Source organism: Lysobacter sp. Root916 (assembly GCF_001429785.1).
GTDB lineage: Bacteria > Pseudomonadota > Gammaproteobacteria > Xanthomonadales > Xanthomonadaceae > Lysobacter.
This window is the reverse complement of record NZ_LMJF01000001.1, coordinates 1,619,470-1,641,684: the sequence shown is the minus strand read 5'-3', so window position 1 is coordinate 1,641,684 and position 22,215 is coordinate 1,619,470. Positions and strand designations below refer to the sequence as shown.

Genomic DNA, 22,215 nt, shown 5'->3' with positions numbered 1-22,215 from the left:
TCGTAACGCGCGCAGCGGGCGTGGGTAGCGATTTGCCTGCGATTCGCGCATGGCCGCATGACCACCCTCACGGCGTTTGTCATGACATCGACGCGCGATCCTTGCCCTGCCGGGTGCCGGGTGCCGAGGTCAGGGGATACGACTGGGATGTCATCACGGTGGGATCGCCAGGTGCCGCGAGCGCGGGCAGGGGAAACATGGGTATGAACAAGCTATCCGATGGTTCTGCGCCCTCCCGCCCGCTCGTCTGTATACCGCAACTGATCGAACAGCAGGCTGCCGCGCGCCCGGACGCCATCGCGGTCAGCTGCGACGGCGCCAGCCTGAGTTATCGCGAACTGAATCATCGCGCCAACCAGCTCGCCCATCGCCTGCGCTCCCTCGGGGTGGGGCCGGAGACGCTGGTGGCGATCGGCTTGGAACGTTCGCTGGAGATGGTGGTGGGGCTGCTCGCCATCCTGAAGTCGGGCGGGGCCTATCTGCCGATCGATGCCTCCTATCCGCGCGATCGCGTGCAGTTCATGTTCGAGGACGCGCGTCCCGCCGTGCTGCTGAGCTCGTCGGCACAGAGACCGACCTTGCCCGCGACCGACGCGACGACCTTGATGCTGGACGGCGACTGGTCCGAATTCGCCGCCGAACCCGTGCACGATCCCGAGCCGTTGGCGCGGCCCGAGCATCTGGCCTACGTCATCTACACGTCCGGCTCGACCGGCCTGCCCAAGGGCTGTCAGGTCACCCATGCCAACGTCGCGCGCCTGTTCCTGGCGACCCGGCCCTGGTTCGAGTTCGGCCCCGACGATGTGTGGACCTTCTTCCATTCCCACGCCTTCGACTTCTCGGTGTGGGAGATATGGGGCGCGCTGATCCACGGCGGCCGCGTCGTGGTCGTGCCGTTCCTGACCAGCCGATCGCCGGAGGCGTTCCATGCGCTGATGCTGCGCGAGCGCGTGACCGTGCTCAACCAGACGCCGTCGGCGTTCCGCGGCCTCATCCATGCCGATCTCGCGTCGGCGACCGAGCCTTCCGGCTTGGCGCTGCGCTATGTGGTGTTCGGCGGCGAAGCCTTGGAACTGCAGATGCTGCGGCCGTGGTTCGAGCGTCACGGCGACCGGTCGCCACGCCTGATCAACATGTACGGCATCACCGAAACCACGGTGCACGTCACCTACCGGCCGATAACCCGCGCGGATCTGGAGCGCAGCGCAGGCAGCGTGATCGGCGAGCCCATCCCCGACCTGCATCTGTATGTGCTCGATCCCGCACTCGCACAGGTCGCCGTCGGCGAAGTCGGCGAGATCCATGTCGCGGGCGCCGGCGTGAGCCGTGGCTATCTCAATCGCCCGGCGTTGACCGCCGAGCGGTTTTTCGACTGGACCTCGCCCGAAGGCGAGCGCGTACGCCTGTACAAAACCGGAGATCTGGCCCGTCCGCTCGCCGACGGCGATCTGGAGTACCTGGGTCGCAGCGACCATCAAGTCAAAATCCGCGGTTTTCGCATCGAGACCGGCGAAATCGAGAGCGTGCTGGCGAGGCACGAGTGCGTCCGCGCCTGCGCCGTGATCGCAGCCGACGATCGCGCCGGCGGCGAGGCGCGGCTGGTGGCCTATGTCGTGCCCGCCGAGGTGCGCGCTAGCCAGGCGTCCCTGCGCGCCCATCTCGCGACGGCCTTGCCGGACTACATGGTCCCCAGCGTATTCGTCGAACTCGCGGCGTTGCCCTTGACCGAGAACGGCAAGCTCGATCGTCGCGCGCTGCCGGCGCCGGCTCGGCAGCGCCCCGAGCTCGCGCATGCGTTCGAGCCCGCGATCGGCGCGCTCGAGGCTGCGCTGTGCGCCGCATTCGGCGACACCCTCGCCGTCGATCAGGTCGGGCGCCACGACAACTTCTTCGAGCTGGGCGGCGATTCGCTGTCGGCGGCCAGGCTGTTGCAGCGGCTCAAGCAGGCCGGCACGCCGGCCGTCGCCATCCCGACCGCGCAACTGTTCCGCTATCCGACGCCGGCCCTGCTGGCCGCGTCGCTTGCAGGCGGCGACGCGACGGACATCGCTCCGGCGCGCTATGCGTCGGCCCGTCGCATGCAGGCGCATGGGGCCGCCGCCGAGCCCATCGCGATCGTGGCCATGGCCGGACGCTTCCCCGGCGCCGCGGACGTCGAGGCGTTCTGGCGCAACCTCTGCGAGGGGCGCGATTCGATTACCGTCTTCGCCCCGGAGGAACTGGATCCCGCCGTCAGCGCGCAGGATCGCGATGATCCGGCGTACGTGCCGGCGCGCGGCGTGATCGACGGCGTCGAGCAGTTCGACGCGGCGTTCTTCGGTATCGGCCCCAAGGAAGCCGAGTTGATGGACCCGCAGCAGCGGATCTTCCTCGAACTGGCATGGGAATGTCTGGAACGCGCCGGCCACGTGCCCGACGCGACCGCGGCGCCGGTCGGCGTGTTCGGCGGCATGTTCAATGCCAGCTATTTCCAGCGGCATGTGTCCGCGCACCCGGAACTGGTCGACAAGGTCGGCGCCTTCCAGGTGATGCTGAACAACGAAAAGGATTTCATCGCCACCCGGGTCGCGCACAAGCTCAACCTGACCGGCCCGGCGGTCAGCGTGCACACCGCCTGTTCGACTTCGCTGGTGGCGATCTGCCAGGCCGTCGACAGTCTGACGCTAGGCCATTGCGACATGGCCCTGGCCGGCGGCATCAGCGTCACCTGCCCGCCGCGCAGCGGCTACTTCTATCAGGAAGGATCGATGCTCTCGCCCGACGGCCACACCCGGCCGTTCGATGCGAGCGCACAGGGCACCGTGTTCAGCGATGGCGCGGCGATCGTGCTGCTCAAGCGACTGTCCGATGCCCTGGCGGACGGCAACCCCATAGTCGCGGTGATCCGCGCCGGCGCGGTCAACAACGACGGCGCTGGCAAGGCCAGCTTCACCGCGCCGAGCAGCGAAGGCCAGGCGGCGGTCATCGCCATGGCCCACGATCGGGCGCGGGTGGATCCGCGCAGCATCGGCTATGTCGAAACCCATGGCACCGCCACGCCGGTGGGCGACCCGATCGAAATCGAGGGCTTGACCCGCGCATTCCGCCGGGGCACCGACGAGCGCGGCTTCTGTCGGATCGGATCGGTGAAGAGCAACGTCGGCCATCTGGTGATCGCCGCGGGAGCGGCCGGCGTGATCAAGACCGCGCTGGCATTGGCCGAGCAGCGCATACCGGCGACCGCGCATTTCAAGTCGCCCAATCCAGTCATCGATTTTGCCGGTTCGCCCTTCGTCGTCAACGACGCCCTGACGGACTGGCCGGCCGGCGCCACGCCGCGCCGCGCAGGCGTGAGTTCGTTCGGCGTCGGCGGCACCAATGCGCACGTCGTGCTGGAGGAGGCGCCGAGCCGGCCGCCGTCGGACCCGGCGCGAGGGCCGCAACTGCTGGCGCTGTCCGCACGCACGCCGACGGCGCTGGCGCGCGCGACGACGCGCCTGGCCGACCATCTCGACGGCGCGCCTGGCCTGAACCTGGCCGACGCGGCGTGGACGCTCGCGCTGGGCCGCAAAGCCTTCGCGCATCGCATCGCGGTGGTCGCCGAGGACGCCGCCGCCGCGGTGGCGCAACTGCGCAGCACCGACATCGCCGTCGCCGCCGCGCGCGCCAAGCCGGCGCGGCAGGGCGAGGTCGTGTTCCTGTTCCCTGGACAGGGCGCGACCTATCCAGGCATGGGGCGCGGCCTGTACGACACCCAGCCGGCGTTCCAGGCGGCATTCGACGCCTGCGCGGACGCCTTGCTCGCGCAGCTCGGCTTCGACCTGCGCGAGCGCGTGTTCTCGAACGACCCCGAGGCGCTGCTGCCGACCGCGATCATGCAGCCGGCGACGTTCGCGATCGAGTACTCGATCGCGCAGTGGTGGATGAGCCACGGCATCGTGCCGACGGCGATGATCGGACACAGCGTCGGAGAATTCGTCGCCGCGACGCTGGCCGGCGTGTTCGGCTTGGCCGATGCGCTGAACCTGGTCGCGCGGCGCGGCGCGCTGATGCAGGCGCGGCCGCCAGGCGCCATGCTGTCGGTCCGGCTGCCCTTGGACGCATTGCTGGCCAGGCTGCCCGCCGATCTGTCGCTGGCCGCCGAGAACGCGCCGGGCAGCGTGGTGGTATCGGGCGCCCTCGACGCGATCGCGCGCTTCCAGCTCGAACTCGAAGCGCAGGGCGTGGCCTGCCGTGCTCTGCGCACCTCGCACGCCTTCCATTCGCGGATGATGGAGCCGGTGGTGGCGCCGTTCCGCGCCGAAGTCGCCGCCCTGACGCTGTCGGCGCCGCTGATCCCGATAGTCTCGACCGCGACCGGCGATTGGCTGGACGCCGCATCCGCCACGTCCCCCGACTACTGGGCCTCGCACCTGCGCGAGCCGGTTCGCTTCGCCGCGGCGGTGGGCAGGGTGCTGGACACGCCGTCGCGGGTGCTGCTGGAAGCCGGCCCGCGCGCCACCCTGTGCGCCTTGTCGCGTCAACATCCGGCCATGTCGAAGCAGCAGGCCACGGCGGTGCCGTCGCTGGCCGACGACCCCGCGACCGAGGTCGCCAGCATCCTCGCCGCGGCGGGCCAGTTGTGGTGCCGCGGTATCGCGATCGACCTGGCGGCGTTCGACCGTCGGCCTACGCGCCGACGCGTATTGCTGCCCACTTATCCGTTCGAACGGCAGCGCTACTGGGTCGAGGCCGCGGCGGCCTCGAATGTCGTCGCGCTCCCAGGCGCGAATCTCGCGCAGGCGCTTGCGCCCGTACCCGCCGCCGAGGACGCGACCGTGCGGGCCACCGCGGCCCTGCCGGATCGCCATGCGCGGCTGGTCGCGCAGCTCTCGGCCCTGTTCGAGGACGTGGTGGGATTCGACCTGTCCGAGGCCGACGACGAAGCCAATTTCATGGAGCTTGGCCTGGACAGCCTGATGCTGACCCAGGTCGCGCTGCGTCTGCAGAAGGCCTACGCGGTCAAACTGACGTTCCGGCAGCTGATGAGCGAATGCAGCAGCCTGGGTCGCCTGGCGACGACGCTGGACGCGCAGTTGCCGGCGGAGCCGGCGGGCACGCCGGTGCCGCCGGCCGCGGCCTCCGAGGCGGAAACCGCGAAGGCGCCGATGCCTTCGCCGCCATCGCGGCTTGCCGAGCTTGCCGCTGTGAGGGACCTGCCCGCATCCGTGGTGCCCGGCGACGAAGTCGCGCAGGCGTCGCGAGCTGGCTACGAGCCGTTCGGCGGCGGCATCCGCGCGCGCGTGGCGCCGACCACGGAGCCGCAGCGCGAGATCTGGCTGGCCGACCAGCTCGGGCGGGAAGCGTCGCTGGCCTTCAATCTTTCGGTTTCGCTGCAGTTCCGCGGCGCGCTGAACCTGGAATTCATGCGCGAGGCCCTGCAGGAACTGGTGGACCGGCACGAATCCCTGCGCGCAAGCATCGGGCCGGACGGCGCAAGCTTCCGGGTGCTGGAGCGCCATGCCTTGCCGTTACCGGTCGAAGACCTGGCGTCGCTGAACCCGATCGCGCGACGGACGGCCGTCGACGAGCGCATCCGGCTCGCGGTGGAAACGCCGTTCGTGCTGGACCAGGGGCCGCTGTTTCGCGCGCAGCTGCTGCGCCTCGCGGCGGACGAGCATCTGCTGCTGCTGACCGCCCATCACATCGTCTGCGACGGATGGTCGTGGTGGGCGATCGTGCGCGAGCTGGGCGCCCTGTACGGAAAGCGTTTCGGAACGCCGGCGTCGAGCCTGCCCGAAGCCTCCTCGTTCGTCGCTCACGCATTGGCGGAAGCCGAGCATCAGGGCGACGCGGCGCAGCTCGCCGACGAGGCCTACTGGCTCTCGCGCTACGCCAAGGGTGCGCCGGTGCTGGAGCTGCCCACCGATCGGCCGCGGCCGCCGAACCGGAGCTTCGCCTCGGCCCGACTGGATCACGTGCTCGATGCCGATTTGCTCGATGCGCTGCGGCGGACCGGCGCGGCCCGTGGCGTCGGCATGTTCGCCACGCTGCTTGCGGGTTTTTCCGCCCTGCTGTCGCGCCTGTCGTCGCAATCGGAAGTGGTGGTCGGGATTCCCGCCGCGGGGCAGGCGGTCTGCGGCGCCGACCACCTGGTGGGGCATTGCGTCAATCTGCTGCCGCTGCGCTTCGAGCTCGAATCCGCACAGTCGTTCGCGCAGGCGATCGACGACGCGCAGGCCATGTTGCTCGATGCCTTGGAGCACCAGCGCTACACCTTCGGCACGCTGCTCAGGAAGCTGCGGCTGCGGCGGGATCCGGCGCGGATACCGCTGGTCAGCGTGCTGTTCAACCTCGACCAGGCCATGGACCAGGAATGCGCCGCGTTTCACGGCGTGTCCATGGAGTTCGACAGCAATCCGCGCAGCTTCGAAACCTTCGAGCTGTTCGTGAACGCCGTGCAGGTCCACGGTCGCTTGCGGCTCGAATGCCAATACAACCGCGACCTGTTCGACGCGACCACCATCCAGCGCTGGCTAAGCGCCTACGAAACCCTGCTGCGCGCCGCGGTGGAGCGGGAGACGGCGGATCTGGCGAGTCTGCCGCTGGTCGACGCGCAGGCGCGTACGGAGTTGGCCTCGTTGCAGCCAACGGCGATCGCCTACGACCGCGCCTGCAGGATGCACGAATACTTCGAGGCCCAATGCGAGCGCACGCCGGACCGGGTCGCGTTGCGCGCAGGTCCGGTGTCGTTGCGCTATGCCGAGTTGGAGACGCGCTCGAATCGCATCGCCCAGGTGCTGCGCGGGCATGGCGTCCGTCGCGGCGCGCTGGTGGGTCTGGCCCTGGATCGCGGCCCGGACATGCTGGCGGCGTTGCTGGGCATCCTCAAGGCCGGCGCGGGCTATGTGCCCCTGGATCCGCAGTTCCCCGCAGAGCGCCTGGCCTACATGGCCGCCGACGCCGGACTGGCGCTGCTCCTGACCACGCGCGAGCACGCCGCCCGCTTCGATTTGCGCGGCAGGCCGGTGCTGCTGTTCGACGAACATGCGTCCCTGTTCGCGACGGCGGAGGCGACGCGGCTGGGTCGCGACGAGCACGCCGCGCAGCCGGAGGATCCGGCCTACGTGATCTACACCTCGGGATCCACCGGTCGTCCCAAGGGCGTCATCGTGCCGCATCGGGCCGTGTCCAACTTCCTCGACAGCATGCGTCGCGAACCCGGACTGGACGCGCAGGACCGGCTGTTGGCGGTGACCACGCTGTCGTTCGACATCGCGGTGCTGGAATTGCTGCTGCCGTTGGCGGTGGGCGCGCAGATCGTGCTGGCGGATCGCGAAACCGCCGGCGACGGCGTCGCCTTGCGCGCGCTGTTGGAACGCAGCGCCGCGACGGTGATGCAGGGCACGCCGTCGAGCTGGCGCCTGCTGATCGATGCGGGCTGGCGCGGCGCGCCGGGGTTCAAGGCGCTGTGCGGTGGCGAACCGATGGGCCTGGATCTGGCGACGTCGCTGTTGTCGCGCTGCGGATCCTTGTGGAACGTCTACGGGCCCACCGAGACCACCGTGTGGTCCACCTGCGCGCGCATCGTCCCGGCCCCCGCCGGGCAAGCGCCCGACATCCATATCGGGCGGCCGATAGGCAACACCAGCGTTTGGATCGTGGACGCGCATGGCGAGCTGTGCCCCTACGGCGTTCCGGGCGAGATCTGCATAGGCGGCGAAGGCGTCGCCAAGGGCTATCTGGAACGCCCCGAGCTGACCGCCGAACGCTTCGTGGCCGATCGCTACACGGCGGCGTTCGCCGATGCAGCGCAGGCGGACGGCGCGGCCCTGTTGTACCGCACGGGCGATCGCGGCCGCTGGCGCGCGGACGGCAATCTCGAGCATCTGGGGCGTCTGGATCACCAGGTCAAGGTGCGCGGCTATCGCATCGAACTGGGCGAGATCGAGGCCAATCTGGCCGCGCGCGAGGAAGTCGCGCGCGCGCTCGTGATCGTGCGCGAGGATCGCGCCAACGACCAGCGTCTGGTCGCCTATCTGGTGGCCGCGCCGGGCGCGACCATCGAGGAGGCGGCGTTGCGCGCGCACCTACGGGAACTGCTCCCGACCTACATGTTGCCGCAGCACTTCGTCGTGCTTGAAGAGATTCCGCTCTTGCCCAACGGCAAGATCGACCGCAACGCGCTGCTGCTGCCAGTCGATAAGGAACAGGCCGTCGTGCCTGCTCCGAGCGCGACTGGGGCGGCAGCCGACCCTCGCGTCCGTTACCTGTCGCAGATCTGGTCCGAACTGCTGGGCCTGCCCGCGGGTCCGGACGACAACTTCTTCGAACTGGGCGGACATTCGATGCTCGCGGTGCAGATGGCCAATCGCGTCGAGCGCGATACCGGCAAGCGCATCAAGCTGATCCGCCTGGGCGCGGAGACTTTGGCCCAGGTCGCGGCGGGCCTGCCCGTTGCCACCCAGAACGCCGCGCCCGCCAGCGGTATGGGCGGACGCATCAGCAGCGGCTTGCGACGCCTGTTCGGTTTGAAAGAAGGGTCTGGCCTATGAACCGCGCCGCACGCACCCGCAGTCTCGAGATTCCACGGAGGCGATCGCGATGAGCCTGGGTGGTTGGGAGCCGTTCTGGCTGGGCGCGCCGTCGCGGCGCTTGTACGCGGCGCTGCATGGCGTGCCGGGCGCGCCCGCGACCGGCGCCGTGCTGGTGCCGCCGTTGCTGCACGAACTGCCGCGCAGCCGTCGTTTCATCACCGAGGTCGCCAGCGAACTCGCGGGGCTGGGCCTGCCGACCCTGCGTTTCGACTTCCATGGCACCGGCGATTCCGCGGGTACCGGCGAGGATCTGGATCTGAGCTCGATGCATCGGGATCTCGAAGCGGCGGTGGCCGCGCTGCGTCAGCGCACCTCGATCAAGCGACTGGCGCTGGTCGCATGGCGCGGTGGCGCGCTGGCCGTGCGCGGCTGGCTGGAGCGGGGCGGTGACGCCGATCTGGTCGTGCTTTGGGAGCCGATAATCGACGGTGCGGCCTGGCTGCGGGAGCTGGTGGAGAGCGATGCGCGCGAACGCGCGCTGCGTCCGCCGCCGCGTGCCGGCGTCGCCCGCAGCACCGATCCCGCGGACGGCCAGCTGATGGGCTTTCCCGCGCCGTCGCGCCTGCGCGTAGAGCTCGGAGAAGCGCGCATCGACCAGGGCCTGGGGCGCGCGGTGCCCGTGTGGGCGGTCGTTCGCAAGGATCCGGAGGCGCTGCCGACCGGCATCGCCAGGACCCTGTCGCTGCCTGCCAGCGCCCCCAGCTTCAGCGTGGGCGCGGCGATGGACGCGGCGTTCTTTCTTACGCCCCAGGTGCGCGAGGTGGTCGGAAAACTGGGGCTGGCGGTGCGCGAGGAAGCATGGGCATGAATGCCGTGTTGGATGCCAAGCCCGTTGCGGCCGTCGCGGCCGACGAGGTGTTCGTGCGCTTCGGCCCAGATGGGCGATTGCATGGCGTACTCAGCGGCGCGCCCGGCGCCGGGCCGACGTTGCTATTGCCCAGCGCGGGTTTGCAGCCGCGATCCGGACCGTTCCGTTTGCACGCGCTGCTGGCCCATCGTCTCGCGGCGCTGGGGATACGAACCTTCCGTTACGACATTCCCGGTGTCGGAGAGGCGCCGCGCCTGCCGGAGTGCGACGCCACCCAGGCGACGATCGCCGCCTTGGATCAGCTCGAAGCGCTGCACGGCTGTCGCGTGTTCGCGGTGGGCGGAATCTGCAGCGCCGCCGACACCGGATGGGATGTCGCCAACGTCGATACGCGGGTGTCGGCGGTGTTGCTGCTGGATGGCCTGTGCTACACCGGCCCCTGGTATTACTACGCGCGCGCGCTCGAACTCCTGCGCCGCCTGCCCAGGGAATGGCGGCATTTCGCCCGCAAGCTGCGAGGGCGCATGCGCGGGAACGCCGGTCTGGACTCCACCGATTTCCGCAGCTGGCCCAGCCATGCGCAAGCGCGCGAGCAGTTCGCGGCGATGCTGGCACGCGACGTCCGCCTGCTGTGCATCTTCAGTGGCGGCTATGCCGATCGGTTCCTGCATCCGCGCCAGTTCGAATGGGCGTTCGGCGCGGCGGCGCGCGATCCGCGCGTGAACCTGCACTACTGGCCCGACTGCGACCATACCTACTTCGGACGGGAGCAGCGCGAGCGCCTGATCGAGGCGATCGCAAGCTGGATGAGCCGCTTGCCGCGGAGCCCCGCCGGATGAAAGCCGTCGGCGCGCGCGAACGAACCCCGCTGTACGCTCCGCCGGTCGGCGCCACACGGCCCTTGCGCGTAACGCTGGTGGGGCCGCCGCAGGTCCCCGGATGGGTACGCGCGTTCCATGGCCTGGTGGCTGGGTACGACTGGATCGAACTGACCACGCTGAGCGCGGCCGGGGCGAGCTTGCCGAAGGTCGCTGGCGTGCCCGCGAGCGTGCGCGCCCTGATCGCGTTCGAGCGCGCCTTGCTAGGCCCCACCCGCAGCCTGACCGCGATGCCGATGCCGTCGGGTCCCCACGAGGACGCCGTTCTCGCGACGGCCGGTCCGGGAGACGAGGCCACCCTGGTCGAGCGCATCGCTGGCGCGCGCCCGGATCTGCTGATCGTGCTGGGCACGAAATCCTGGGCGTCGGCGCTGGCCGCCCAGACGAAATGCGCATGCTGGCTGGTCGACGCCAGCCTGCTCGACGATCGCCATGCGGGCTTGCAGTTGCTCGGTCCGATGCTGCGCCGTGAAACGGCGACGCGGATGGTCCTGGTCCTGCACGCGCCGAACCAGACGCCCGTCGACCTCGCGGCCAGTTGGGGCAGGACCCGGGCGACTTCGTTTCTCAAGCAGCGCGAGGATGCATTCCGCAAGCTGCCGGCCTTGCTGTTGCGCGCCTTGCGTCAGCTGGCGCAGGGAGATCTCGGCGCGGGCGCGCCTGCGATGGCGAGCCTGGAGCTGCAGCCGTTGGCGCCGCTGGCACCGGCCGCCGGGCTGCATGCGTTCGCGTCGATGCTGCGCGCTTCTCCGCGCTGGATGACCGGTTGGTTCAGGAACGCCCGCGTCGGCTGGACGCTGGTGCTGCGCCTGGGCGGAGCGCCGCTGGATCCGCACTCGCCGACGATCGGATCGCATGCCCTGCTGAAAGCGCCGAAGGGCTGGTGGGGCGATCCCTTCGTGGTGATGGCGCAGGAACGCAGGCTGCTGTTCGTGGAGGAAATGCTGGAGCCGCGGCTCAAGAAGGCGACCATAGCTTGCGTGGAACTGGGCGCGGGAGGCGCGCGCTCGCTCGGCGTCGCGCTGGACGAGCCCGGCCATCTGTCCTTCCCGCAAGTGTTCGCCTGGGAGGGGCAGTGGTACATGACGGTCGAGTCCGGCTACGACCGCCGCGTCAGCCTGTACCGCGCCAGCGACTTCCCCTTGCGATGGGAGCGGGTGCACGACCTTGTGGTCGGGCGCGTCTGTGTGGATCCGAGCCTGCACCATCATCAGGGCCACTGGTACCTGTTCGCCAACGTTGCCGAAAACCAGAACAACACCTGCGACGAGTTGTTCCTGTTCGTCGCCGACCGGCTGGAGGGGCCGTACACGCCGCATCCGGCCTCGCCCATCGTCTGCGATGTGCGCCGCGCCCGCATGGCCGGGCGGCTGTTCCAGCGCAACGGCAGCCTGATCCGGCCGGCTCAGGACTGCGGGCCCGGCTACGGCAATGCCGTCGTGTTCAACGAAGTGCTGGAGCTGGGGCCCACGACCTATCGCGAGCGGCAACTGTCGCGGCTGGCCCCCTATCTGACGCGCAGCGTCGATGGCTGCCATACCTACAACGTGGCGGGCGGCGTCGAAGTCCTGGACGTGCTCGGACGTCCGCCGAACAGGACTGCCTACGTGGGCGTGCTCGATGAGCGGTCCGCGACGGACACGCGTGCTCGCGCGCCGGTCCCGGGTGCGGTGGATCCGGCGGCTTCGCCCGGTCCGCCTCCAGTCTGCGGCCCGGCCCATCCGGGCTCTCCTCCGAGGTGATGCGAAATGAGCGTCCATGACGATCGCGGTCGCTCGCGATGAATAGTTCGACGGAGAGCGCGACGGGCGCGGACGAAGGCCTGCGTGCCCCGTCGCGGGAGCGACCAGGCATCGTCACGCATTACCTGCGTTATTCGATCTCGAACGGTCTGGTGATGCTGGCGGGCTTCATCTCGTTCCCGATCCTGACCCGGTTTCTCGACAATACCCAGTTCGGCATCCTGAGGTACTACGACACCCTGATGCTGCTGGGCGTGGCGATCATCAAGCTCGGCACGCCGCACGCGATCGTGCGCTTTTATCCCTACGACGGGAGCGCGCGGCGGATGCAGGAGTTCGGCACCAACATGGTGCTGCTGCCGCTGATCCTGTCCGCAACGCTATGGTTACTTGGGTTGTGCGCGATCGCGCTCTGGTCCTGGCTGGGGCAGGGCGCGTTCTCGCCGCTGGTCTGGTGCGCCGTGCTGATGATGCCGATGCTGGCGGCGGTCAACATCGTGCAGATGGTGATACGCGCCAGCGAGCGTTCGGACATCGTCATGGCCATGCGCGTGATTGGGCGCATGCTCGAACTGGTGTTGGTTCTGGGCGCCGTGATCCTGGTGCAAAGAAGCGCGCTGGCGGTCTACGGCGGCAAGATCGTCGCCACCGTGCTGGTGCTGGCCTGGCTCGCGCATTGGATGTACCGCAACGTCAGTGTGGCGCGCGACGCGCTCGACTGGCAGGCCGTGCGCAGCGGTCTGATCTACGGCTTGCCGCTGATGGCGCACGAGTTGGCGTTCAGCATCCTGGCCAATGTCGATCGCGTGCTGCTCAAGCAGATCACCGGCGATTTCGCCGCGGTCGGCATCTACGCCATCGGCTATTCGCTGGCGATGCAGTTGAACGTGTTCATAGACGCGACCCTGTCCGAGGCGTTCACACCGGTGGTCATGCGCGCCTACGAAACCGGCGGCAACGAGGCCGTGCGCGCGCTCAAGGAGAAGGTGCTGCTGCCGATGACCTACGCGGTAGTGGCGATCATCGCGTTTCTGCTGGTGTCGGGGCAGGACCTGCTGGTGGCGCTGAGCGGTCGAGACAAGGCCGCGTCGGGCATCGTGTTCATCGTGATCGGCATCACCGTGTCGCTGTACGCCGTGCTCGCCATCTCGAACTACGGCCTGCAGTTGAAGAAGAAGACCGTGCAGGTGCTGATCATCACCCTGGGCGCGGCGGCGTTGAACGTGGTCATGAACCTGATCCTGATTCCGCGCCTGGGCTACATGGGGGCGGTGTGGTCCACCGCGATCGCCTACGGCGCGCTGGCCTTCGCCCAGTTCGCGATCTGCCCGAAGGGATTGGCGCGCCTGCCGGACCTGCATGCGGTCGCGCTGTCGCTCGGCTGCCTGACCGTGCTGGTGGCGGTGGCGCGCGGCACCGACTTGTTCGGGCTGCATGCCATCTGGGCGCGACTGTCCGTGGCCGCCCTGCTGTTCGTGCTGCTGTATGCCATTCCGGTTCTGGCCTTGGATCGGAAGCTGCGTGGAATGACGATGGCCTTGATGTCGCGGTCGCGGTCGCGTTGACGTGGCGGCCTGGCTGCTATCCCCGCTCGCATGGCTGTTGCTGGCGGGGGCGGCGCTGCCCTGGGCCTGGTTGTGTCGCCAGCGTCTGCGCTGGCCCCTGGTCGCGAGCGTCGCGCTGGCGGCCGTCGCGCTCGCGGCGATGACGCCGCTGGCGGCCAATTTGCTCGGAAAGCCGCTGCAGCGAACGCTCGCCGAGCCGATCGCCTGCCGCGATGCGCCGCCGGCGATCGCCGTCGTGCTCGGCGGTGGCAGCGACGGGCGCCCGCGCAGCGATACCGATTTCGCGGTACTCAACCTGGCGTCGCGGCGACGCATGGACCGCGCGGTGGCCTGGTGGCGCGCGCGCGAAGGACGGCAACTGGTGCTGGTGGGCGGCGGGCGCGGAGGGGTGGCCGTGGCGGAACTGATGGCGGCGTACGCGCGTATGCAGGGCGTGCCGGCGGCGGCCCTGCGCTTGGAAGCCCAATCCGACGACACCTGGAGCAACGCGCGCCACGCCGCGCGGATGTCGCCGCCGCTGCCTGCGCGTATCGTGCTGGTGACCTCGCTGATCCACATGCCGCGCGCGCGCGCGGCATTCGCCGGTGCCGGCTTCGAGGTGTGTCCGCTGGGCACGGACGCGCGCCGGCTGCCGTCGCGCCTGCCGTGGGCGCTGGTGCCGCGAACCAGCGCGCTCGCCAACACCGAGCTGGCCCTGCACGAGTGGGTGGGCTTGGCGTACTACCGCTGGCGCGATCATCGCGAGGCGCCCGCGTCTCGTTGAGGTCCGCACCCGCTTGGGCTGCGAGCGTCCCCGCGACGTTCTTGCCGTCTCGCAAAAAAAGAGCCCCGGAGGACGTCCGGGGCTCTTGCTTACGACGCTGCGTAGGCTTACTTGGCGACCGCGAAGGTCGTGGTCGCCGTCTTGCTCAGGCCGCCGGAGGTGGCCACCGCCGACAGCTTGTAGGTGCCGATCGAGCTGGGCCCCGTGCCGGAGGTGAAGGACACGCGCGCATAGCCGCTGGCGTCGGTGGTGGCGCTCAGCAGCACGTGGTTGACGCCGTTAGGCTTCAGCGCATCGAACGCGACGTTGGCACCCGAGACCGCCACGCCGTTCTTGAGGACACGGGCGGTGATGGACACGACTTCACCGGCTTTGTAGCTGGCCTTGCTCGTGCTCACGGTTTCGGTCAGGCCGACGACGGCCGCGGCCACGCTGTAGGTGATCGAGGCGTTGCCGGTGTGGGTGGCGCCGACGTTGCTGCTGACGCCCGCGCCGATGCCGTAGCTGCCGGCGCTGGCGGTGAGGTTAGACATCACGCTTAGGGTTGCCGCGCCGCTGGCGCCCGGAGCCAGCGTGATCGCGGTCGACGACAACTCGCCGGTCCAGCCGCTCGGAACGGTGCGGGCGATGGCGAACGACGTGTTGGCGCAGGCGCTGCTGTCGTTGTTCTTCAGACTCAGCGTGTACTTGTTCTCCGTGCCGGCGGCGACGGCGGCGGTCGGACCGCTCAGGCTCACGGTCGGCGCTGCGCGGGTGCAGGTCGGAGTCGGCGGCTGCGGCGGCGGAGTGCCACCGGCCTGGACCTCGTAGGCGCCCACGTCGTTGGCGGCGCCCGAGGGACGCGGTTGCAGCAGGAAGTCGGTGGACACGCCGCTGACCATCGGGGCCTTGTCGGTCACCGGGCTGCCGGCGAGCGGTTCGGCATCGAAGGCGGCCAGGGTCATATTGGTCAGCTTCGGGTCCTGGGTGCAGGTGGTTCCGGTCTGGCAACTGCGCACCTTCCAGGCCATGTTGCCCGAGAAGGATTTGGCGGCGGGGGCGCTGCCGCCGCTGAACAGCGTCGCGGTGGCGGTGTTGGCGTAGTACGGGAAGCCGATCACCAGGTTGTTCTGGATGTTGACCTTGTCGCTGGACGCGCCTTCGCCGTAGGCGATCTGCGCATCGCCTTCGCCGGCGATGGTGTTGTGGCGCACGGTCGCGGTGTCGTTGCCGGTCAGGATCAGCAGCAGGGTGCTGCCGTAGGCGCGGCACAGGTCGCCCGAGGCCATGAAGTCCTTGTCGCGGAAGTAGGTGCAGTTGCCCACCAGGACCGAGTTCTCGATCAGCGAGTTGCCCTTGATCTTGACCTGGTTGCCGGCGTTGGCGACCGAGTAGATGCGGCGCAGGGTCACGGTGGTCGCGTCGGCGCCGTCCATGTAACGAAGGTCGAGGCCGTCGGAGGTGTTGTGATGGATGAAGGCGTCTTCGATCAGCCACTGGCCGCCGGTGTCGACGGTGCCGAAACCGTCGCCGTAACCGCCGGTGGTCTGCGCCCAGCAGGCCCAGGGTTCGCCGGTCGCGACGCGCTCGCCGCAGCCGTTCCAGCCGATCTCGATGTCGCGCAGGATCATCTGGCCCGAATTCGAACCGGTGCCGACGTTGCCGTCCCAGCCGGCGCTGCCGTTCTTGTTCATCTTGACGCGTTCGAGCGTCCAGTTGGACAGGCCGCCGGCGTTGAAGCCGCGCGCCGCCATGCCGTGCACGTTCACGTCGTGCATCCACACGTTGTTGGAAGCGGTGGCGTACACGCCCACGCGGGCCCAGGCCATCGCGCTGGTGCAGGCGGCCGCGGCGTTGGAGTGGTTGTAGACGCAGTCGCTGTTGTCGGTGATTTCGAGGTTGCCGACTTCGACGTTGGAGCTGCCGTCGAGGTTGAGCACGCGATGGGTGCCGGCGACGCCGACCAGCTTGGTGCCGGGCTTGCCGAGGATGCGCGTGCGCGTGGACGCGTTCGGGCCGCTCGGGATCTTCTGCATGTAGCCGCCGCTGCCGATCTGGAAGGTGCCGGCGCCGATCAGCAGGGTGTCGCCACCTGCGATGCGCGCGCTACCGGAGGAGGGCATGGCGATGTTGGGGTTCTTCCAGGCGCAGGCCTGGGCGGTTCCGCTGCCGGGATAAGCCGCGTCGGCGCGGCCGGTGCACTGGGCGGCATCGCCACCATCGGTGCGGACGTAGAAGGTTGCGGCTTGGGCGGTGCCGAAAGCGGCGAGGCCAAGGGACGGAAGCAGGAGCGAAGAAAGTAGGGCTCTGGGCAGCTTGCGGCTGCGAAGGGTCGATAGGGACATTTAGACTTGCTACTCCGTAGGGTTCGGGATGGCGATGTGGTGGCACCTCCTTTGTGGCCGGGGGCGGACTCTAGGGATGGGGGAGGACATGTTTTGTGCTGTCCGTCACAGTTCACATGATCGTCACGCGTCACAAGTCGACCAAGAGTGTCTTTTGTGACGCAGAACCTGACGCAGCTGGTCATATTCAGCTGGGGTTCGGGGATATAAATGCTGAACAGGGTGTTTGAGGCCCAATCCGCGGCCACTCACGGCTGTGTCCGGCTGGCGCGGACTTAAGCGCGTGATGGCGGGGTTGCCGAGATGCCGGTACCGATAGACCCGGAATAGAGCGTGCCAAGATCCCGACGCGTCTTCACCCCGCAGCGACTAATCTGACTGCGTTGAAAGCGGTTGCGTCGCATTTTTCGGTGAGACAGCAGACTGAATGCGACGTCTCGACGAACGTTCGTGCTCTAAGCGAGGACCCATGCGGGCGCGTGGGACGGCTCGAATGACGCGGCGCCGATGCGGGCGCGGCCGAGGTCGGCGAGGGCGGTCTTGGGCGGCGGAAAGGGGGGGCGCTTAGCCGAGCTTGCCGTCGTAATCGGTCCGATTGACGTAGCCGGCCGAGCCTTCCCGGGAAATGATCCGGCCAGGTACGCCGACCACGACCGAGTCGTCGGGGATATCCATCGTGACCACGCAGTTGGCGCCGATCGCCACGTTGTTGCCGATGCGCACGCTGCCGGCGATCACCGCGCCGGGACCGATGTAGATGTTGTCGCCCAGGACCGGATAGCCGCGATGGCGGCCGCGGTTCGCGCGTCCGATGGTCACGCCTTGGGAGATGTTGCAATTGCGGCCGATCGTGGCCTTCTGGCTCACGACGATGCCGCCGAAGTGACCGATGTAGAAGCCGCTGCCGATGGCGGTGCCCGACGGGATGGAAATTCCCAGCTTGTAGACCAGGTGCCCGAGCACGAGGCGCGCGAACGGATACAGCGTGTACCTGAGCCAGGGATGGCCCTTCGCGTACGCGCAGGTGCGCATCCAGAAATTGTATCGGTAGGACTCGCCGTGGAAGAGGTAGCGCAGCAACGCGCTCGGCTTGGCGTGGCCGGTGATCCGGTACAGATCGGACAGCACCAGAAATCGATACTGCGCGTAGCTGATTCGCGCTGGCGGCTGCGCGCGTTGCGGGGGCGCGTCTTCCGTCCCCGTCGCCTGCTTGGATGGGGGCGCGCTGTCGCTCATCGCTCGTTCGCCTTGAGCTGCGAAACCACGGCCTTGAACTTGCCGTTCGCCGATCGCGGTATCGATTCGACGGGTTCGACGATCACGCTGACGTTTCCCAGGCGCTGGCGCACGCGCCGCTCTATGTCGTCGGCATCGGCTTGGTCGAAGCCTGCGGCCGGAACGACCTTCACGCGGATGCGGTCCAGCGCTTCCTGGATGACCTGTCCTTCGACGACGTGGTCCTGGCCGACGAAGATGCCGTGGAAGCGGACCATCTGGCGCCCGTCCGGGCCGACCACCACGTCCTCTGTCCGTCCCAGCACTTCCCTCAGCACCGGCATCTGGCGTCCGCAGGCGCAGGGGTCCGGGTCCCAGGCCGCGACATCGCCGACGCGATAGCGGATGAAGGGCTGGTAGCGGCGCACGAAGCCGGTGGCCACGACTTCTCCGGCCTCGCCCGGATCGCAGGCGCTGCCGTCGGGGCGCAGGATCTCGAGCACGCCCGCATCCGGGCTCAGGTGCAGGCGCTGGTGCGCGCATTCGCTGGCGAACACGGCGTTCTCGACGGTGCCGTACTCCTCGAACACCCGGCATCGGTAGGCCCGCTCCATGACCGCGCGCATGTCCGGCGTGAGCTTTTCGCTGGTCGTTATCACGGCTTTCAACGCGGGGACGCTGAGCTTTCGGTCCAGGATGTGGCGCGCGAGCAGGTAGTAGGACACGGCGTAGCCGGTGAGCCACTGGGTCTTGTGGCGCCACAGCGCCGCCACGTATTGGTCGGCATTCGCGCGGTTCAAATGGAAGGCCGAGAAGTAAATCTGGTTCTCCACCCGGTTGTAGCGATGGAAAGGTCCCTCGCTGTTCGCGTCGGGCACCACGATGCGTCCGGAGAAGGTCGCGCGGCCCTCGTTGAAGGACGCGCCGGCCCAGTTCGCGGATCGCGCCTCGCGCAGCGCCCTGGCGTCGCGTGCTTCCCTGACCGTCCACAGCGTCTGCACCGGCGTGCCCGTCGAGCCGCTGGTGAGAAAGCGGTAGCGCAGCAGCGGGCGAGCATCGTCGCGGGCGAAGTCCTGCGGATCGCGGCGGATCGGATCCTTGGCCAGCAGCGGCAGCTCCGCCAGGCGGCCCGCGCGCGCCGCCGCCTTTTCCTGCTCGCTCCAGGTCCGTCGGTAGTAGGGAATGTGGTCGGCGGCATGGCCCAGCAGGGTCTTCAGTTGCTCCGCCTGGTAGGCGGCGAACCTGTCCAGCGGCCAGGCGTCGCGATCGCGGTATCCGCGCAGCAATTCGGCGTAGCCGGGGCCCGCGCGCAACCAATGGCGATACAGGCCGAACGCCGATGCGGCGATGTCCTGGCCGCGTGCCGGGAGACGAGCGTAGATCTTGTCGGTCAGGCCCATGCTGGATTCCGTCGCGCTAATGGGTCGGCGCCTGGGCGCAGGTCACCGCGCCGGCCTGGCCGCGCGCGGGGCTGCCGGCCAGCGGCACGGCATCGAAGGCGCTCAGGCTCATATTGGTGAGGCGGGGGTTGCGGTCGCAGATCGTGTCGCCGGGGCAATCGCGCAGGTGCCAGCCGAGGTTGCCGGTGTAGCGGGTGATGGACCAGCTCCTGCCGCCGCTGAACCCGCTCAATTGGTCGGGCTGCAGGTAGTAGGGCGCTCCGATCGCCAGATTGTTCGTGATCGCGATGCGGTCCGTCGGATTGCCCTCGCTGCGGCCGATCTGCACCGCGCCTTCGCCGATCAGGGTGTTGTGGCGCACGACGACGGTGTCGTGACCGGTCGTCACCAGTTGCAGGGTGCTGCCATCGGCGCGGCACAGGTCCTGCTCGGTCATGAAGAACTTGTGCTTGAAGTAGCTGCAATGGCCGACCAGCACCGAGTTCTCGATCAGGGCGTTGCCCTTCACCTTGACCTGATTGCCCGCATTGGCCATGGCATGGATGCGACGCAGGGTCACCCGCGTCGCGTCGGCGCCGTCCATGTAGCGCAGATCGAGTCCGTCGGAGGTGTTGTGGTGGACGTAGGCGTCTTCGATCAGCCATTGCCCGCCGGTGTCGGTGGTGCCCAGGCCGTCGCCGTAGCCGCCGCCTTGCTGCGCCCAGCAGGCCCAGGGCGCGCCGCTGGCCACGCGTTCGCCGCAGCCGTTCCAGGCGATCTCGACGTCGCGGAGGACGATCCTGCCGGCGTTGGAGCCGCCCTCGCCGATGTTGCCGTCCCAGCCCGCGCTGCCGTTGCGGTTGAGCTTGACGCGTTCGAGCGTCCAGTCGCGCAGGCCGCCGGCATTGATGCCGCGCGCCGCCAGCCCATGGATGTCGAGGTCGTGCAGCCAGACGTTGTGAGAGGCGCGCGCGTACAACCCGACGCGCGCCCAGGGCATGGCGTCGGTGCAGGCCGCGGCGGGGTCGGAGTGGCGGTACACGCAATCGCTGCCGTCGGTGATTTCGAGGTGGCCGATTTCCAGGTTGGAACTGCCGTCCAGGTTGAGCACGCGATGCGCGCCCGCGACGCCGATCAGTGTCGGCGTCGCGCCGGACCGGCCCAGCACCCGTGTCGGCTGGGCGCGGCTGGGTCCGCTGGGGATGGGCTGCATAGGCCCGCCGTCGCCGATCCGGTAGCTGCCGGCGCCGATCAGCAGGGTGTCGCCGCCGGCGATGCGCGCGGGGCCGGAGGCCGGCAGGGCGATGGCCGGATCGTTCCAGGCGCAGTCGGCGTTGGCGGCGCCGGAATAGGCGGCATCGGCGCGACCGTTGCATTGGGCCGCATCGCCGCCGTCGGTGCGGACGTAGTAGGTCGTTCCGCCCGCCGACGTCGTCGCGATCGGGATATCGGAACCGTCGCGGCGGCCCGAGGGACACAGTTCCGATACGGGTTCGGTTTCGTCCGCGCATGCGGTCAGGGAGGCGAGCGCGAACGCCGCCAATGCCAGTCGCGGCGTTCGCCGATGCGTGCGGGTGCGGCAGAGTTGGCGGCGGCAGATGCTGATGCTGTTCCCCCTGGTCCGCGTCCGAACCTCAACGGAACGAACGCCGGGACCTCGCCGTTGCAGCCAGTCGCGGCAGCGCCCGCGCCGCGAGCGGGAAGCGTTGGCCGGCGGGAATGGGCGCCGGCTCGGGCCCGCCAGTGGCCGCGGGGATCTGGCCGGCCTGCGCCTTCATGATTCCGTAGCGTTCCATCAGGCCGCACAGGATCCAGAAGTTGGCCATGACGACGCTGTCGAAGAAGGGGCTGCCGTACAGGTTGCCCAGCGCCATCGAGATCACCGCGAACGTGAATCCCAGCTCCAGCGTGCGTGGTTGCGACGGCGCCACGGCCGCGGCGGAACGGCGCAACGAAGCCGCCAGCCGCCATAGCCGCCAGAACACCCACAGCAGCGCCAACAGGCCGAGCGGACCGCACTCGGCCAGCGTCAGCAGAAAACCGTTGTGCGCATCCTTGCCGGCGTAGTTGGTGTAGTCGCCGATATGCTCGCTGAAGCGCCCCAGGCCCACACCGGCGGGATGGTCGCGCAACATGTCGATGGTGCCGTTCCAGATCGAGAAGCGGCTGGTGGTGCTGACATCGAGCGTCACCGAGCCGGTGCCGGAGACCTGCTGGGTTTGCTGGACGCGGTCGACGACGCTCCTGGGCAATAAGGTCGCCGAGGTCGCCACGATCAGCAGGCCGGCGAGCATCGCGGCGGGGATGCTGCGCGATACCAGCAGGATCATGATCGAGAACAGGCCGATCAGGTAGGACTGGCGCGAATACGTCAGCAGGATCGCCATGGCCAGGATGGCGGCGCCCGCGAACGCCGCCCAGCGTACCCACCGGCGCTGCCGATACTGCAGGACCGGCGCGAACAGCATCGGCAGAAACATGGCGAAGAACACGCCGGCGCGGTTGGCCATCTTGATCTGGCCGAAGGGGCCGGTGGCGCGCTGGGTTTCGGAAAACTCGCCCAGGTTGAACGACAGCCCCTGCAGCACCGCTTCCAGTCCCGCGCCCACCGCGACCAGCAGCACCAGCAGGATCAACTGCCGGGTCTGTCGCATGTCCAGGCCGCACTTGCGGTAGGCGAGGTACAGCAAGGGGTACAGGACGGCGACCTTGGCTTCGCGCAGGTCCTTTTCCGCATTGGCCAGGTCGTGCCAGTGGGCGGCGATGAAACCGATCAGCATGGCCAGGAACAGGGCCAGCAAGGGCGGAACCAGATAGGCCGGACGCATCAGATAGGCCGGCTCGCGCCCGCCCATCAGCATCGCGATCACCAGCAGGGCGACCGACGTGCCGACGCTGACATCCGGCGGCAGGTGCGCCGTGTTCGGCAGCAGCACGATAGGAATGGCATAGAGCAGGCGCATCGGCTCAACCCGTCCCGCCGACG

Annotated in this window: 11 protein-coding genes; 6 read left to right on the top strand and 5 right to left on the bottom strand. The window is 68.9% G+C overall.

Annotated elements, in window-relative coordinates; all coding sequences use genetic code 11:
* Positions 1–203: 203 nt before the first annotated feature.
* Genes ASE35_RS07355 through ASE35_RS07330 form a run of 6 tightly spaced genes read left to right on the top strand, consistent with a single transcriptional unit; the run spans position 204 to position 14,311 of the window.
* Positions 204–8,513: a non-ribosomal peptide synthetase/type I polyketide synthase gene (locus ASE35_RS07355; RefSeq protein ID WP_162259028.1), complete on the top strand. Its 8,310-nt coding sequence runs from the start codon at positions 204–206 to the stop codon at positions 8,511–8,513.
* Positions 8,514–8,562: 49 nt separating this feature from the next.
* The gene (locus tag ASE35_RS07350; RefSeq protein WP_057163351.1) at positions 8,563–9,363 is read left to right on the top strand and encodes a hypothetical protein; all 801 of its coding nucleotides are present in this window, start codon (positions 8,563–8,565) and stop codon (positions 9,361–9,363) included.
* On the top strand, positions 9,360–10,202 hold the full coding sequence (locus ASE35_RS07345) for a hypothetical protein (RefSeq protein ID WP_057163350.1): 843 nt from the start codon (positions 9,360–9,362) through the stop codon (positions 10,200–10,202). Before ASE35_RS07350 ends, ASE35_RS07345 begins: the two co-directional genes overlap by 4 nt.
* Positions 10,199–11,983: a hypothetical protein gene (locus ASE35_RS07340; RefSeq protein ID WP_057163349.1), complete on the top strand. Its 1,785-nt coding sequence runs from the start codon at positions 10,199–10,201 to the stop codon at positions 11,981–11,983. The genes ASE35_RS07345 and ASE35_RS07340 overlap by 4 nt, the downstream gene beginning before the upstream one ends.
* A 38-nt stretch (positions 11,984–12,021) precedes the next feature.
* The gene (locus tag ASE35_RS07335; RefSeq protein WP_057163348.1) at positions 12,022–13,548 is read left to right on the top strand and encodes an oligosaccharide flippase family protein; all 1,527 of its coding nucleotides are present in this window, start codon (positions 12,022–12,024) and stop codon (positions 13,546–13,548) included.
* 1 nt (position 13,549) lies between these two features.
* Complete coding sequence (locus ASE35_RS07330) at positions 13,550–14,311, top strand: YdcF family protein (RefSeq protein ID WP_056175744.1); 762 nt, start codon at positions 13,550–13,552, stop codon at positions 14,309–14,311.
* A gap of 107 nt (positions 14,312–14,418) precedes the next feature.
* Here ASE35_RS07330 and ASE35_RS07325 read toward each other — a convergent pair whose 3' ends face one another.
* The 5 genes from ASE35_RS07325 to ASE35_RS07305 all read right to left on the bottom strand — a co-directional run bounded on the left by ASE35_RS07325 (position 14,419) and on the right by ASE35_RS07305 (position 22,192).
* Positions 14,419–16,635: a choice-of-anchor Q domain-containing protein gene (locus tag ASE35_RS07325; protein ID WP_057163347.1), complete on the bottom strand. Its 2,217-nt coding sequence runs from the start codon at positions 16,633–16,635 to the stop codon at positions 14,419–14,421.
* Between the two features lie 564 nt (positions 16,636–17,199).
* Positions 17,200–17,871, bottom strand: coding sequence for a serine acetyltransferase (locus ASE35_RS07320; RefSeq protein ID WP_082611151.1), 672 nt, complete (start codon positions 17,869–17,871; stop codon positions 17,200–17,202).
* Positions 17,868–19,250, bottom strand: a complete 1,383-nt coding sequence (locus ASE35_RS07315) for a phenylacetate--CoA ligase family protein (RefSeq protein WP_057163346.1) — start codon at positions 19,248–19,250, stop codon at positions 17,868–17,870. Before ASE35_RS07315 ends, ASE35_RS07320 begins: the two co-directional genes overlap by 4 nt.
* A 16-nt stretch (positions 19,251–19,266) precedes the next feature.
* On the bottom strand, positions 19,267–20,772 hold the full coding sequence (locus ASE35_RS07310) for a hypothetical protein (RefSeq protein ID WP_057163345.1): 1,506 nt from the start codon (positions 20,770–20,772) through the stop codon (positions 19,267–19,269).
* A gap of 91 nt (positions 20,773–20,863) precedes the next feature.
* The gene (locus tag ASE35_RS07305) at positions 20,864–22,192 is read right to left on the bottom strand and encodes an O-antigen ligase family protein (protein WP_056175733.1); all 1,329 of its coding nucleotides are present in this window, start codon (positions 22,190–22,192) and stop codon (positions 20,864–20,866) included.
* Positions 22,193–22,215: the final 23 nt, after the last annotated feature.

Bases quoted from the DNA above. Each gene is read 5' to 3' on its own strand.
- ASE35_RS07315 (WP_057163346.1), bottom strand. From the start codon at position 19,250: ATGGGCCTGACCGACAAGATCTACGCTCGTCTCCCGGCACGCGGCCAG.
- ASE35_RS07350 (WP_057163351.1), top strand. From the start codon at position 8,563: ATGAGCCTGGGTGGTTGGGAGCCGTTCTGGCTGGGCGCGCCGTCGCGG.
- ASE35_RS07305 (WP_056175733.1), bottom strand. From the start codon at position 22,192: ATGCGCCTGCTCTATGCCATTCCTATCGTGCTGCTGCCGAACACGGCG.
- ASE35_RS07345 (WP_057163350.1), top strand. From the start codon at position 9,360: ATGAATGCCGTGTTGGATGCCAAGCCCGTTGCGGCCGTCGCGGCCGAC.
- ASE35_RS07340 (WP_057163349.1), top strand. From the start codon at position 10,199: ATGAAAGCCGTCGGCGCGCGCGAACGAACCCCGCTGTACGCTCCGCCG.
- ASE35_RS07335 (WP_057163348.1), top strand. From the start codon at position 12,022: ATGAATAGTTCGACGGAGAGCGCGACGGGCGCGGACGAAGGCCTGCGT.
- ASE35_RS07355 (WP_162259028.1), top strand. From the start codon at position 204: ATGAACAAGCTATCCGATGGTTCTGCGCCCTCCCGCCCGCTCGTCTGT.
- ASE35_RS07325 (WP_057163347.1), bottom strand. From the start codon at position 16,635: ATGTCCCTATCGACCCTTCGCAGCCGCAAGCTGCCCAGAGCCCTACTT.
- ASE35_RS07320 (WP_082611151.1), bottom strand. From the start codon at position 17,871: ATGAGCGACAGCGCGCCCCCATCCAAGCAGGCGACGGGGACGGAAGAC.